Genomic DNA, 14,320 nt, shown 5'->3' with positions numbered 1-14,320 from the left:
CTAAAGAGGAGAAAAAACCGATTGCAGCGTGACGGAAGTAAGAGCATTGCCACTTCCCGCCGTGCGTCCGAATCCCACTGCCGTTATCCTGAAGAAGATTTTGGCTGACGTGTTTCTGATCTTCAGATCGTCGGGCGTGAACATTTCAATCATGTAGCGCGGGGGCCGCGATCCTTGCGCGTTGGCCGGGGCAAATGACGTCACAGGCGCATTGGTAAATGTGCCGTACTGGATGGTGGGGACCGCCTGCGTGATGGTTCCGTTGCAAGGATTTGAAGCGGTATTGGAACCCCAGTTGGCGCCACTCCATAGCGGTCTGGCGATGCCAGTAACTGCGTTGATGCCACAAGCACTGCCGGTCATGTCAACGGCATAAACGCCCCGGTTTTCGGGTGTCAGGCTCAAGCCGCCATCCTGAAGCGCTATCGGAGTGATAGGGTCCGTGAGGGCGTCGTTTCGGGCAGACCAGAAAGTGGCTGCTTCTGCGGCATTCACTGGCCGCGTGCCAGCCGGACGCAACAAGGCACACAGTCCGGCCGCGCAGAACTGCCCATCAAAGCGTATGCCCAGTATGTCGCGCTCCGCGTCGCGCAAGGCAAGCTCTGCACTTTCGCGGGCCAGCGAAAGGTCGCGCTCATTGGCCGCTGACCGCTCTTCAAAAAGCGATCCCCGAACGGCCATGACCCCGAGCAGTGACAGCACCATCAAAAAAATGACTGCTGTGACCAGCACAAACCCTTCCTGTTTCGCAGGTGGGCGGATGGACAAATCAGTTAGGCGTGGAGTAAATGGCATTTCTTAGCGTGGTAACAGAGGTAAAGCGTTTCCAAAGCCGGTTGTCGCCTGCAGCCCTGGCAACGTCAGCAATGAAATTGCCTTTGTTGTCGCGCCGGCAGGTGGGCCGCAAAGGCTGAAGCGCTGCAGTACCGATGGCTGCAGAACCGCTGGTGGTGGCGGTAGCGGACACCATACACACCTCCACCGCCGAAACATTGGCCCAACCCAGTGCCGAGGCTGCCACTGCGGTCGCGTTGATATACTGCGACTGGGCTCCTCCGGCCGCTGGAGCAGTGTTGCCAAGCGCTGCTGCCACGCCCGGCTGGGCTGTCTGATAACGCAGCACAAATTCCTCAACGCCTCGTGCCAGCGGTTGCTGAGTGGAATTTCCAGAACCGGCACAGTACAACTCATTGATGTTGTCAGTACTTGTCTGAATAAAGTACCTGTTGATGATGAACTTTCTGCCGGGAACCGAAGCGTTGTTTGGGGCACCCTGCTGGTTGCAATCGCGTCCTTCACCTGTGTTAGCGTCGGGCGGTAATAAGCTTTTGATGGGATTAGGAATTACACTGGAACTGGGTACCGCCTGAAATGCCATTTGCAGCGATTGCTGTGTTGCACTTGCGGCACCGCAGGTTGGTACCACCGTCCCTGCAACCACAATGGCATTGGGTGTTCCAGCCATCGCACCATCGCAGCCGAATACCGGCATCACGCCCGGAAAAAATTGCGTCAGCGGTGCTTCAAGCGTTGTGGCTTCTGGCACTCGCTGGTAAAGATTCATCAATTTGGTATCACCAGGATTGAACAGGGAGGATGCCTGGGGCTGACCAGTTGGATCCCAGTCGAAAATGTCGACGTAGCCTGCCAAGGACAGGTCATGTTGCAGCATCCGCATCACCAGCGTGGCAGGCTCATTGAGTTCCGACTGGTTTTCACGCTGCCGCGCCAGGTTGGCGCTGTTGAGGTAGCTGGTGCCAATGGCAATCAAAATTACCAGTCCGATGGTGAGGGCGACCAGCACCTCGATCAGCGTCATGCCGCCTTGGCATTGGCGGGGTTGAAAAAATTTGCCGGTTTTCATGGAGTCACCAAAACAGTAAAACAGCGCACACCGGCAAGTTGCGGCGGAGGGCACCCTGCATCCACGGAAGCGGTAGGGTCGGAATTGGCGGCCGTGCCGACTTCGTTTTGCTGCTTTTCTTGCCACATGACGACCACCTGGCGTGTTGCCTGGTCCGTTGCGCCGCCTGCAGCGGTTACAGGAAAGATAGCGCCGCGACCGCCGGGGAGTGCCTGAATCGAGGTACGCCAGTCACGCATATCCTTTACGGCCGCTTGTGCCGATGTACAGGCCGTGGCCACGCCGCAATTGGGATCGGCAGGAAGTACTGCAAGTGTTGCAGCCGCATATGCCTGGGGCGCAAGGTAGGCGCTGGTGGCGTTGGGCGGGGCAGCGTCCATCACCGCATTGCTGTTTGCCCTGATCTTTTCAGTGATGAACTTGGCCTGAATCACGGCCTGGGTGCGTATCTGGGCTGTCTGCTGGAAGCGGGTGGCTGACAACTGAAGGCCCGCCGCTCCCAGCAATCCGATGGCCACCACCAGCATGGTCACCAGAATTTCAATCAGCGTAGCCCCTTGCTGCGCCTTCGGGCAAAGCCTTGCTGTCGTCAATGGTGCGTTGTTCATTTGCTGGTTCCACTTCAAAACCAATCCGCCGACAAGTTGTTGCTTTGCGCGTACACACCTGGGCGCCACGTCCGGAACTTCGCGGTCCATCGCTTTGCAGTTAAGTGCCACTCTGATCATCATTAGCATGATCCGCTCAGGGCCAGATACTGCGCATTTGTATAGACCCTGGCGCGTCCTGTGCGTGCAACGCAGATGTATTTTGAGAGTGCATCGTCCACCGCCGGGTCATCCCGTACCATCAAGCGAAATCCCGCAAAGTTACCCTCCGGCAGTCCGTTCGGCAAAAAAGTAATGGAGCGTGCCGAGTTGGTATTGGGGGTGAGGGTTGCACGCTGAACGGGCAGCGTGTCTTGCAGGATGGTGCCAGTAATAGCCGGAAGTTCCGTCTTGACGATCCAGCCTGCTTCATAGCCTGAAGCGGTGCAACTCGATCCGTCGCTGCTGGCACAAATCGTAATGCGGGTGTTTTGCCGGATGGCCTCGCTCCGCGCGAAGTAAAGTGACTGTGTCCAGTCGTTCACCGCAGCGCGAATCCGATTGTTGACTACCATGGTGTTCCATGAGGGGATGGCCAAGGCTGCAATCAGGGCGACCATGCTCATTACCACCATGAGTTCAATCAAGGTAAATCCTACCTGGATTCCTTCAGGCAGTTTGCGGATTGAACAGGGCTTCATGGGTTGCAATGTAAAACAAAATTTACATGCAAAGAGTAGTTTTCGCCAAACGGTTATTTTTGAATGCTGAATGGTCGAGTTTTTATCTCGGATGGTTAACCGCCGTGTAGTTTGCCTACCGCCCCACCTCATCAACGAGCATCCTGAACTCGTCAATGTCCTCAAAGCTCCGGTACACACTGGCAAAGCGGATGTAGGCAATCTTGTCGAGCTTTTTCAACTCCAGCATGACCAGTTCGCCCAGGCGGCTTGAAGCAACTTCACGCAGTCCGAGATTCAGCAGCTTTTCCTCGATCTGCTCGACCGCTGCATCGACCTGCGCGGTGCTGACCGGGCGCTTGCGCAGGGCCAGGGTCATCGAACCCAGAATCTTGCTGCGCTGGTAATCAGTGCGCCTGCCGTCTTTCTTGACGATGGACGGGAAGCTGACGTCGGCGCGTTCATAAGTGGTGAAGCGTTTTTCGCACGCGCCGCACTGGCGGCGGCGGCGAATGAAGTCGGCGTCTTCGGAAATCCGGGTTTCGACCACCTGGGTTTCAAGATGACCGCAAAAAGGACATTTCATGCGTCCTCCTGGCAATTTATCAAGTGTTTCAGGTCGTTCGCGCAATATCCACGGGCGCAAGCAGCTATCAATTCAATAGCTTCTGCGCCGTTCACGGGGTTCAGCCGTAAACCGGAAAGCGGCTGGTCAGGGCGTGAACCTTGGCGCGAACCGCCTCAATGTTGGCCGCATCACGCGGGTTGTCCAATACATCGGCTACCAGGTTGGCGGTCATGCGCGCTTCCTCATCGCCAAAACCGCGTGTGGTCATGGCGGGAGTGCCAATGCGCACGCCGCTGGTGACCATCGGCTTTTCCGGATCGTTTGGAATGGCGTTCTTGTTGATGGTCATATGGGCGCTGCCCAGCACCGCTTCGGCTTCCTTGCCAGTGATGCCCTTGGCACGCAGATCGACCAGCATGACGTGGCTTTCAGTACGGCCGCTGACGATGCGCAGGCCGCGCTCGGTCAGGGTTTCGGCCACGATTTGCGCATTTTTCAGGACCTGCTGCTGGTAAATCTTGAACTCGGGCGACAGTGCTTCCTTGAAAGCGATGGCCTTGGCGGCAATCACATGCATCAGCGGTCCACCTTGCAGGCCGGGGAAAATCGCGCTGTTGATGGCTTTTTCGTACTGGGACTTCATGAGGATGATGCCGCCGCGCGGACCGCGCAGGCTCTTGTGGGTGGTCGATGTCACCACGTCGGCATGCGGCACCGGGTTGGGGTAGATGCCGGCGGCAATCAAACCGGCGTAATGCGCCATATCGACCATGAAAATCGCGCCGACATCTTTGGCGACTTTGGCAAAACGCTCAAAGTCAATTTGCAGGCTGTAGGCTGAGGCACCGGCAATGATCAGCTTGGGTTTGCTTTCGTGGGCCTTGCGCTCCATGGCGTCGTAGTCGATTTCTTCCTTGTCGTTGAGACCATAGGAGACGACGTTGAACCACTTGCCGCTCATGTTCAGCGCCATGCCGTGCGTCAGATGGCCGCCTTCGGCCAGGCTCATGCCCATGATGGTGTCGCCGGGTTTCAGAAAGGCGAGGAAGACGGCTTCGTTGGCAGATGCGCCGCAATGCGGCTGCACGTTGGCGGCGTCGGCGCCAAAGATCTGCTTGACGCGGTCGATGGCCAGTTGCTCGGCCACATCGACATGCTCGCAGCCGCCGTAGTAGCGGCGGCCGGGGTAGCCTTCGGCGTATTTGTTGGTGAGCTGGGAGCCCTGCGCGGCCATGACGGCAGGCGAGGCGTAGTTTTCGCTGGCAATCAGCTCGATGTGATGTTCTTGCCGGGCGTTTTCAGCCTGAATGGCGGCAAAAATTTCGGGGTCGGTTTGTTCAATCAGAATGTTGCGGTGGTACATGGCAGTCCTTCAAGACTTCGGTTCCTTGTCCTTTGGCTTTGCTGCAAAGCAAAGGAAGCAAGGGCTGCCCAGGCGAACGGCTGAACGCTTTTTGGCCCAATGGCCGCAAACGGTGCGCTTCCCCGTGGTGTCCCACGTCCGCATCGATGGTGGTAAAACCCCGATGCCTATCGCCAGTCGCGCACCGCGCTAGTGTAGCGCAGGGTACACGGCGGGCACGTTCACGCCCTCAGGATTCGTCCAGTTGCGCCACATCCTGCGTGGGCTTGCGCTCTGCGGGAAAGGACACCGATGTGGTGTGCGCAGGCGCTGGCGCTGCAACAAAGCGAGGTGTGGTCGTCGGCGGGCGCTTGCCGCCGACGACGGCCAGCAGGCGGGCGCGTTCGGCCATCACCTTGTTGGCATAGCCGCCGTCGCTTTCCAGGTTGGCGGCACCAACATAGTATTTGAGTCCGCCTTCGATGGAGCCCGCGCGCGTGATGCATTCCTGCAGCACCTTGACACCGACCCGCAGGTTGGCCACCGGGTCGAAGGCCGCGAGCCGGCCGCCGATCTTGGCGTATTTGTCATGGTGAACCTGCGTCATCACCTGCATCAGGCCCTGGGCGCCGACCGGGCTTTGGGCAAAAGGGTTGAAGCCCGATTCAATGGCCATGATCGCCAGAATGAGCGTCGGATCAAGCTTGACGTTTTGGCCGATCTCGAAGGCTTCGGCCACCAATGTTCCGACCGGCTCCTGCGCCACTGAATACTTCTTGCTGATCCACGAGGCGACGGCCGCCTGCTGGGTGGAAAGGGCCTTGGGCTTGTCGGCCACCGGGCGCTCGGCCACCACGGATTTCGGGGGCGTGATGCTTTCCGGTTCGACCACGGTGCCGCGCCGCTCTTGCAGCCAGGCCATGAGCTTGACCTCGCCGGTATCGCGCAGGTCGGGCCGGGCCATCAGCGTGACCACGGCAAAGGCAACGACCAGGCCCAGGAGGGCAAAACTGCTGTGCGTGATCACAAAAAATCCACGGGCAATGTCGTCGGCAACCGTCCCAAGGCCGCTTTTCAAATTCTTCAGACAAACCTTGACGTTGAAATCAAGACGGTTATTCACTAGCGCTGTCATAGCACTCCTTTCTTTGCATGCAACCCTTGTGGGGTGGCGCAGGCTTTGATTGGGTCGCCATCAAACCAGGCAGATGCCTGCCGGTTGCTGACCCTCGTTGAGGCTGCCGGGGAAGGCAGCGAGTTCGGGTAAGCCCTTACGTTTGTAGGACTTGTGGGCATTCTAGTTTCCGCTCAAATAACCTGTCAATAATAAAGAATTAGTTTGATATATGAATGTGTATTTTAAGAAGGCATTTTTCAATGAAAAACACCTCATTTCACGAAGTTCTGTGTTTCTTTGCAAAGCTTGCTTAAGGTAACGTTTGCCACCGATGTGTTGGGGAGTGCGGGCTGTCCTGGTGTTGAAAAGGATTGAAGAAAATCTCAATCACCCCGGTTTGCGTGATTGAAAATTTAGGCTTGCCGTCGTGAAGCAGTGGCTTTAACCTTCAGTTGTCCGATTTTTTCGGACGACCACCGGGTAACCAGTCCCGGTAATAAACGGAAGCAATCACTTGCTTCCATCGCACTGCGAGACGATTCATCTCTCCTTTTGCGAAACCAGATGGCATGGGTTTTATGCCCGCCATCAACCCCGGTCAGTGATGCTGGCCGGGGTTTTTCTTTATTCCGGCAAGCCACTTCACGGCAGGGCATTGACCTTTGGCGCCGGGTGTCAAAAACTAGGTGGCTATGACAGGCAATGCAATCAATACCGGGTGGCGGAACCGTCTAAACACTTTTTGGGCCAGCGTCGTCGCCGTGCTTCGTTCGCCTCGCTGGCATCGACGCGTCGCTTGGGCCATCGGCATCTGGCTGCTGGTCTGGGCGCTGGCCTATGCCGCCGTGCCGCTGGTTGTCAAGTCGCAGCTTGAACGACTGGGTTCTGAAAAGCTCGGGCGCCGGGTGAGCGTCGGTTCGGTGGATTTCAGGCCCTGGTCGCTGGAGCTGACGCTTCATGACCTGGCGGTTGCCAAGGCCGGTTCAGCCGCTTCACAGTCGGCTGCGCCACAGGCCGTTCCCCAGCTGAAAATCCGTCGCCTCTATATAGATGCGGAACTGGTGTCGCTGCTGCGGCTGGCGCCTGTGGCCGACGCGCTGACGGTCGAGGAGCCGGCGCTCTCGCTGACCTATTTCGGCCAGGGCCGCTACGACATCGATGACATCCTGGCGCGGCTCAAGACGCCTGATGCGCAACCGGCCGGAGACGGCGCGCGGTTTGCCCTTTACAACCTGGTGCTGAGCGGCGGCCGGGTGGATGTTGTCGATGAATCTGTCCACACCACGCATGCCCTGCGCGACCTGCAGCTGGCGGTGCCGTTCCTGAGCAATCTGCCCTCGCAGCGCGAGATCAAGACCGCACCCCGGCTGGCTTTCGTGCTCAACGGCAGCCGGTTTGACACGGCGGCCGTGGCCACGCCGTTTGCGCCGACGCGCCAGACCGATGCGACGCTGCAGCTGCGCGGTCTTGATTTGCAGCCTTACCTGGCGTACTGGCCCGACAGCCTGCCATTCCGGTTGCAAAGCGCCGTGCTGCAGGCCGACCTCAAGCTCGCGTTCGAGCAGAATCCCGCGCCGGCCGTGACGATTTCAGGAAGTGTCACGGCTGAAAAGGTCAGGCTGCTGGAGGCCGGGCCAACGGGCAGCGCGCCCGGCGCCGAGCTGCTGGCCTTTGACCGCCTGCATCTGGCGCTGGACGATGTGCGGCCGCTGGAGCAACTGGTCAAGCTGTCGGCGGTGGAACTGACTGCGCCCATGTTGTCCGTGGCACGCGACCGGGCAGGACGGCTCAACCTGCTGCCAGTCAATCCACCGGTTGCTACAGAAAATGTAGCTGCAAGCGCACGTCCGGCAAGCGCAAAAGGCCGAAATGATGCAAAAAAGGAGGCTGCGGCAGCTTCCGCCAAGCCCTGGCGCATCCAGGTGGGCCGGGTGGACGTCAAGGGCGGCGCGCTCGACTGGCGCGATGAAACGCTGCCGTCGCCGGCGCGGATTCGCCTGAAAGACCTGACGCTGAATGCCACGTCGATCGCCTATCCGTTTGCCGACATCGCGCCGTTCCAGTTCAGCGGCTCGCTCGGGCTCGACCCGTCGATACCGAATCAGCCGGCAGCGGGCAAAACCGCCGCGAAGTCCGCCGCGAAGCCGCCGCTCGGCGTGGCCACCGTGGCGCCGGCAAGTCCGCCAGCGGCGTCGCTGGTCACCTTCAGGGGCTCGGCCACCGACCGCTCGGCCGATGCCACGGCCACCGTCGGTGCCTGGCCGCTCGACATGGCGGCGAAATACGTCGGCCAGTTCTTGCTGCCGTCGCTCAGTGGCCGGCTGGATGCCGACGTCGGCCTGAAATGGCAGGCCGCCCAAGACGGTAAGCCGCAGGCCCTGCGCATCACCGCGCCCGCGTTGGCGCTCAGCGACGTGCGGCTGGCGCAGGGCGGCGCTTCGCTGGTGTCGGTTCAGCGCGCGGAACTGGCCGGGGTGGACATCGACCTGCCGGGCCAGTCCTTCAGGGCCACCAGCATGCAGCTCGGCCAGCCCCGGGCCCAGGTCGAGCGCGATGCCGGCAAGCGCTGGATGTACGAGCGCTGGCTGGTGGCCCGCGACGCGGCAGCGGCAGCACCCGCCGCCGCATCTGCCACGCCCGCTGCTGCGCCGTGGGCCGTTGCCATCGATGAAGTGGTACTGGACGGCGGCGCCATGTCGTTTCTGGACAAGGCCGGCGCCAAGCCGGTAGCCTTTGAGGTCACGGCCGCCAATGCCCGGCTTGGCGCGCTGGTGCTCAACGACAGCCCGGCCGGCCAGAAGCAGGCCGCGCAGGCCATGCCGCTGTCGGCTTCGCTGCGGCTGGCCACGGGCCGGTTCCCGCCGGGCAAGCTCGACTTCAAGGGCAGTCTGGGCCTGGCACCGCTGCAGGCCAAGGGCCAGCTGGCGGTCGAGCGCCTGCCGGTGCAGGCGTTCGAGCCTTACTTTGGCGGTGCGCTGAACATCGAACTGCTGCGCGCCGATGCCAGCTTCAAGGGACGGGTGGCCTACCGCCAGACCGACGCCGGGCCACAGGCCGATCTGTCCGGGGACGCCGCGCTGGAGTCGTTCAGCGCCAACACCCTGGCACCGGCCGAGGAACTGCTGGCCTGGAAGTCGCTGAACGTGCGCGGCCTCAAGGTGGCGCTGGAGCCGGCCCGGGCGACGCGGGTGGACGTGCGGGAAACCGTGCTGAGCGACTTTTTTGCCCGCGTCATCATCCTCCCCGACGGCCGCATCAACCTGCAGGACCTGGTGAAGCCGGCGGCGCCCGTGGCCGGTGCCAAGGCCGACGATGCGCCTGCCAGCACTGCCACTGCCGATGCTACGAAAAATAGAGCTGCTAATGTAAGCCAGACAAGCGTAAATGGCATAAAAGGCTTGAAAAATCCGGACATCGCCGCCGTGGCGCCGCCTGCCGCCACTGCCGCGCCGTCCGGCCCGTCGCCAATCATCAACTTCGGCCCGATCAGCCTGCTCAACGGCCAGGTGCGGTTTTCAGACCGCTTCATTAAACCCAACTACTCGGCCGACCTGAGCGAATTGACCGGCACGCTCAGCGCGTTTTCATCCGTCGCGCCCGACGCTGCCGGCACTGGCGCGACGGCGGCGCCCGCCATGGCCGACCTGGAACTTCGCGGCAAGGCCGAAGGCAGCGCGTCGCTCGAAATCATGGGCAAGCTCAACCCGCTGGCCACGCCGCTGGCGCTGGATATCACCGGCAAGGTACGCGACCTGGAACTGCCGCCGCTGTCGCCCTATGCCATCAAGTATTCCGGCTACGGCATCGAGCGCGGCAAGATGAGCGTCGATGTGAACTATGTCGTATTGCCCGACGGGCAGCTCACCGCCAAAAACAAGCTGGTGCTGAATCAGCTCAGTTTCGGCGACAAGGCCGAGGGTTCGACGGCCAGCCTGCCGGTCAAGCTGGCCGTCGCGCTGCTGGCCGACCGCAACGGCGTCATCGATCTCGATTTGCCCATCAGCGGCTCGCTCAATGACCCGCAGTTCAGCCTCGGCCCGGTCATCATCAAGGTGATCCTGAATGTCATCACCAAGGCGATCACCGCGCCCTTCAGCTTGCTGGCCCGCGCGCTGGGCGGCAGCGGCGACGAACTGGCGACGGTGCAGTTTGCTGCCGGCAGCGCGCAGCTCACGCCGGACGCCCGCGCCGGACTCGACAAGGTCGCCAGGGCGCTGGCCGAACGCCCGGCGCTGCAGCTGACGGTGGTTGGAACCGGCAGCCTGGACGCCGAGCGCGACGCCTTCCAGCGCGAGCAGCTGGCCGAACGCGTGCGCGCCGAAAAGCGCCGCCAGCAGGCCCGGCAGGGCACTGCTGCGACCGAACCCGCCAGCGTCAGTGCGGACGAATACCCGGCACTGCTCAAGGCGGTGTACCGGCAAAGCGAGCTGCCCAAGCCGCGCAACCTGGTCGGCCTGGTCAAGGATCAGCCGGTCGGCGAGATGGAAAAGCTGCTGCTTTCAAGCATTCCGGTCAGCGGCGAAGACCTGCGTCAGCTGGCTTTCAAGCGCGGCCAGGCGGTCAAGGATTACCTGGTTTCGCGTGATTTGCCGCCCGCCCGGCTGTTCCTCGGCGCTGCCCGGAGCGTGCCGCCAGACGCCAAATGGACACCGCATGCCGAACTTAATTTGGCAATGCCGTAAAAACAGCGAAAATAGGCGGATTGCTTTAATGTCTAAAGCTGTAGGTAGCCAGGCCTTGCAAGCCACAAACCAAATTTTTCTTCGCTGACAGAACTTCCTGTTCTTCGCCCCTTGAGTCTTGACGCTGCCGGCAGGCACGCCCGTCGGGGGCTTTGAATGCGTGGCGCAGGTGCTGTTGCTGGCGGCTTTTTTTCCGAAACGATTGTTAACTATGCTGCGCTTTCCCTTGTCCAAATCTTCCAAAGCCGACACCACGCCGGCCGCCGCCGTGAAAACCGGCAGCGCCAAAACCACCGAAGCCCATCCGCTGGACGGCCTGACGGGCGGCGCTTTTTCAGCCTCCACCTCGGGCGAGCGGGCTTCCCGCATCCGCCAGTGGCTGGCCACCGACCCGAGCGTCGAGCAGATGGCCGAGGTCTACAAGGACCTGGCCAACCGCGACAAGGGCGCGGCCAAGCCGTTGAAGGAAAAGCTCGACGAAGCCCGTCGCAGCAGGGGACAGGAAGCCGTCGCCGCCGAATGGGCCGAAAAGGCCCAGGCGCTGCTGGCCCTGCCCAAGCTCAACCTGGCCAATGCCCTGGCCTGGCAGCGCGACGCCGCCAAGGCCGGCGCGCCCTTGTCCAAGGAGCCGCTGGCCGGCCTGAAGGTGCAACTGGCCGAGCGCGTCAAGACGATTGAAGACCTGCAGCACCGCACCCAGGTCCAGCGCGAAGCCGCCGTGCTGATCGCCCAGCGCATCGAAGTGCTGTCGATCAAGCCATGGCGCGACGCCGAGTCCGTACTTGAAACGCTGCGCACCGACGTGGCGCACTGGCAGGCACAGGCCGACGAAGTGGCGCAGGACGCCAACTGGGCCAGCGTCGATGCCAAGTTCCCGCCGCTGCTTGATGCCTCGCGTGGCCAGCTGCTGGCCGTCTGGGAAGCCTTTCAAAGCGCCCTGGCCGTGGCCTTGAAAGCCGCTGAAGACAGCGCTGCGCCGCTGCCCGCCGTGCCGGTCTGGGCCGATGAGCTGCGCGCTGCACGTGGCCTGCCGACTTCGAAATCCGAGCAGCAAGGCGCTGCCGACGCTGGCCAGCCGGCCCGTGCGCCCAAGACCCGGATGGACCCGGCGGCGCTGAACGACCTGCGCGCCAAGTCGTCCGCCTTCGTGCAGCAAGCGCTGGCCAAACTGGAACACGAAGTCACCGAAGGCCACGGCAAGTCCACGCCCAAGGTCGCCGCCGAACTGCGCCAGGCACTCAAGGACAACATCCGCAACATCGACAGCAAGCTCGAAGCCGCCGCGCATGCCGCGCTGACCGCCGCTGGCGAACTTGAAGGCTGGCAGCGCTGGCGTGCCGACCAGATCCGCGAGGAACTGGTCGTCAAGGCCGAGGCGCTTCTGGCCAAGCCGCTGGGCGGTCGCAAGCAGCAGGACGCGCTGCGCCACATGCGCGAGCAGTGGAAAACTAGCGACCAGGGCGGCACGCCCAACCACGCGCTGTGGAAGCGTTTTGACGATGCCTGCAACGAAGCACACAAGGTCGTCGAAGCCTGGCTGGAAAAGGTCAAGGAACAGGCCGAAGCGCACAAGGCCCAGCGCCAGGCGCTGATCGACGAAGTGCTGACCTGGGCCGAAACCCACAAGGACAACAGCGACTGGAAGATGCACATTCGCAGCCTGAATGGCTTTGTCGAAAAATGGCGCGAAGCCGGCCACCTGGGCGACAAGGCGTTTGCCGAAGTCCAGCCGCTCTGGAAAGCCGCCATGGACCAGGCCGATGCCGGCCTGACCGCCGCCCGAGGTGCCAGCCTGGCACGCCGCCGCGCCATGATCGAGGAAGCGCAAGCGCTGGGCGCCGAGCCGCAGCTGCGCATCGACGCCGTCAAGTCGCTGCAGCAGCGTTGGCAGCAGGAAGCCCAAAGCGTGCCGATCGAGCGCAAGCAGGAACAAAAGCTGTGGGACGCCTTCCGCAAGCCGATTGACGACGCCTTCCAGCGCAAGACCGTCGAGCGCGAAAAAGCCGCCTCCGCCCTGGGCGAACACGACCGCTACGTGCTCGATGCCGCCAAGGCCGTCGAGCAGGCCACTGCCAGCGGCGACGCGCAAAAAATCCATGCGGCCGCCAAGGCGCTGGAAGCCGCCGTGCGCGGGCAGGTGGCCGCCGCTGCCGCCGATGCCAAGACTGCCGCTGACGTGGCCGACGCTGCCGCCAGCGGCGTGAAGCCATCCGATTCTGAACAAAATCAGCCTTCCGCGCAGGACGCGCCTGCGCAAGCAGCTACTGAAAGCATAGCAACCGACGCTGCTGTCGATGCCGACGGCAACCCGACGCCTGAAGCCATCGAGGCTGGTTTTTCCGAATCGTCGGAACCCGCCATCCCGCCCGCAGAGCCTGCCGCCCCGCCAAAACCGGCGCCCAAGAAGGTCATCGCCATGCGCGGCGACGACCGTCCCGGCGCCCGCAGGGCCGAGCCCGCCGCCGCTGCCGGCCGTGGCGGCAAGTTTGGCGACCGCAAGGACGCACGTCCGGGCGGCAAGCCCAGCGGCCCGCGCCAGAGCACCGACAACAAGTTCGAGCCTTACCGTCCCGAGCGCACCGAGCGTTTCAGCGAACGCAACGAGCGTCCGGCCTTCGAAGATCGCGGACCGCGCCTGGGCGATGCCGCCTTCCGCGCCCAGCGCGAGGCGTTCGAGGCCGCCAACCATGCGCTGAAAAAGCTCGCCATGCAGGCGCACGGCGAAGTGCTGACCAACCTGCTGACCGCCTGGGAAAAACGCGATCCCGAGCAACTGCCCGCCGCGCAGGAACTGGGCAAGCAGGTCGCGCCTGCGGTGCGCGCTGGCTGGGTGAAGGCGCTGGGCGCCCCGGCCGGAAAAGATGCTGTCGAATCGCTGCTGCGCCTGGAAATGGCCGCCGAACTGCCAACGCCGGCCGAGCACATCAGCGCGCGCCGCATGCTGCAACTGCAGTTGCTGACCCGCCGCAATGCGCCAGCGCCGGCCGAGACCTGGGGCGAAGACACCGCCAAGGTGCTGGCCGCCGAGTTTGACGCCGGCAATGCCCGACGCCTGCAGAACGCGCTCAAGGCCCTGCTCAAGCGCTGAGCAGGCAGGCCCGGTTGCCGGGTTGACGACTGCGTCAATCCGGTTTCAACGGCTGAACTGTGCAGCCGTCATTTCCCTGCGCACCATGAAGCCGGGCCGTCAGGACTTTGTTCAACAATGAAGTCCCGGCGGCCCGGCTTGTTCGTTTGCTCAATCAATCCGATATGTTGCTGCTTCACCATGCCGTGCTGGGCATTTTGTGCGGCTTCGTGCCTCAATCACGGATTGATGTGGAAACGGAAGAAGGCACCTTCAAGCGGCTGCTGGCGCGGAGCCTGCAGCGCGCCACAGTGCGGAACGCTATTAAATAGAGCCACTTGCACAATCCAGAAAGTGGTGAATTAGTGGCTTTGCGAAGATGCAAATTTGAGAGGTGAAAGAGTAGGCGCAGC

Annotated in this window: 10 protein-coding genes and 1 riboswitch; of the genes, 3 read left to right on the top strand and 7 right to left on the bottom strand. The window is 62.1% G+C overall.

The features are described from left to right. The 7 genes from GZ092_RS16900 to GZ092_RS16870 all read right to left on the bottom strand — a co-directional run bounded on the left by GZ092_RS16900 (position 1) and on the right by GZ092_RS16870 (position 6,176). On the bottom strand, positions 1–768 hold the full coding sequence (locus GZ092_RS16900; protein WP_293638102.1) for a PilX N-terminal domain-containing pilus assembly protein: 768 nt from the start codon (positions 766–768) through the stop codon (positions 1–3). A gap of 1 nt (position 769) precedes the next feature. Next, positions 770–1,864, bottom strand: a complete 1,095-nt coding sequence (locus GZ092_RS16895; RefSeq protein WP_293638100.1) for a PilW family protein — start codon at positions 1,862–1,864, stop codon at positions 770–772. Then, the gene (pilV, locus tag GZ092_RS16890; RefSeq protein WP_293638098.1) at positions 1,861–2,601 is read right to left on the bottom strand and encodes a type IV pilus modification protein PilV; all 741 of its coding nucleotides are present in this window, start codon (positions 2,599–2,601) and stop codon (positions 1,861–1,863) included. The genes GZ092_RS16895 and pilV overlap by 4 nt, the downstream gene beginning before the upstream one ends. Next, complete coding sequence (locus GZ092_RS16885) at positions 2,595–3,152, bottom strand: GspH/FimT family pseudopilin (protein ID WP_293638096.1); 558 nt, start codon at positions 3,150–3,152, stop codon at positions 2,595–2,597. Before GZ092_RS16885 ends, pilV begins: the two co-directional genes overlap by 7 nt. A 115-nt stretch (positions 3,153–3,267) precedes the next feature. Further along, a complete protein-coding gene (gene nrdR / locus GZ092_RS16880) occupies positions 3,268–3,717 on the bottom strand; it encodes a transcriptional regulator NrdR (protein WP_293638095.1) in 450 nt (149 codons plus the stop codon). 100 nt (positions 3,718–3,817) lie between these two features. Next, on the bottom strand, positions 3,818–5,062 hold the full coding sequence (gene glyA / locus GZ092_RS16875) for a serine hydroxymethyltransferase (protein ID WP_293638094.1): 1,245 nt from the start codon (positions 5,060–5,062) through the stop codon (positions 3,818–3,820). A 59-nt stretch (positions 5,063–5,121) separates the two neighbouring features. After that, a riboswitch (ZMP/ZTP riboswitch) is annotated at positions 5,122–5,253 on the bottom strand. A gap of 38 nt (positions 5,254–5,291) precedes the next feature. Continuing rightward, the gene (locus GZ092_RS16870) at positions 5,292–6,176 is read right to left on the bottom strand and encodes a lytic transglycosylase domain-containing protein (RefSeq protein ID WP_293638092.1); all 885 of its coding nucleotides are present in this window, start codon (positions 6,174–6,176) and stop codon (positions 5,292–5,294) included. A 674-nt stretch (positions 6,177–6,850) separates the two neighbouring features. Between GZ092_RS16870 and GZ092_RS16865 the strand changes: the two genes are divergently transcribed. The 3 genes from GZ092_RS16865 (at position 6,851) to GZ092_RS16855 (ending at position 14,239) form a co-directional block, all read left to right on the top strand. Beyond that, positions 6,851–10,840, top strand: a complete 3,990-nt coding sequence (locus GZ092_RS16865) for a DUF748 domain-containing protein (RefSeq protein ID WP_293638091.1) — start codon at positions 6,851–6,853, stop codon at positions 10,838–10,840. Positions 10,841–11,051: 211 nt separating this feature from the next. Then, the gene (locus GZ092_RS16860) at positions 11,052–13,928 is read left to right on the top strand and encodes a DUF349 domain-containing protein (RefSeq protein WP_293638090.1); all 2,877 of its coding nucleotides are present in this window, start codon (positions 11,052–11,054) and stop codon (positions 13,926–13,928) included. A gap of 107 nt (positions 13,929–14,035) precedes the next feature. After that, on the top strand, positions 14,036–14,239 hold the full coding sequence (locus GZ092_RS16855; RefSeq protein WP_293638089.1) for a hypothetical protein: 204 nt from the start codon (positions 14,036–14,038) through the stop codon (positions 14,237–14,239). Positions 14,240–14,320: the final 81 nt, after the last annotated feature.

Source organism: Polaromonas sp., from assembly GCF_010365105.1.
In the GTDB taxonomy this organism is placed as follows: Bacteria; Pseudomonadota; Gammaproteobacteria; order Burkholderiales; family Burkholderiaceae_C; genus Polaromonas.
The sequence above is the reverse complement of the archived record's forward strand: the minus strand, read 5'-3'. Positions and strand labels throughout refer to the sequence as shown.

Coding starts and splice junctions, on each gene's coding strand:
- GZ092_RS16885 (WP_293638096.1), bottom strand. CDS start 3,152: ATGAAGCCCTGTTCAATCCGCAAACTGCCTGAAGGAATCCAGGTAGGA.
- glyA (WP_293638094.1), bottom strand. CDS start 5,062: ATGTACCACCGCAACATTCTGATTGAACAAACCGACCCCGAAATTTTT.
- nrdR (WP_293638095.1), bottom strand. CDS start 3,717: ATGAAATGTCCTTTTTGCGGTCATCTTGAAACCCAGGTGGTCGAAACC.
- pilV (WP_293638098.1), bottom strand. CDS start 2,601: ATGCTAATGATGATCAGAGTGGCACTTAACTGCAAAGCGATGGACCGC.
- GZ092_RS16860 (WP_293638090.1), top strand. CDS start 11,052: ATGCTGCGCTTTCCCTTGTCCAAATCTTCCAAAGCCGACACCACGCCG.
- GZ092_RS16870 (WP_293638092.1), bottom strand. CDS start 6,176: ATGACAGCGCTAGTGAATAACCGTCTTGATTTCAACGTCAAGGTTTGT.
- GZ092_RS16895 (WP_293638100.1), bottom strand. CDS start 1,864: ATGAAAACCGGCAAATTTTTTCAACCCCGCCAATGCCAAGGCGGCATG.
- GZ092_RS16865 (WP_293638091.1), top strand. CDS start 6,851: ATGACAGGCAATGCAATCAATACCGGGTGGCGGAACCGTCTAAACACT.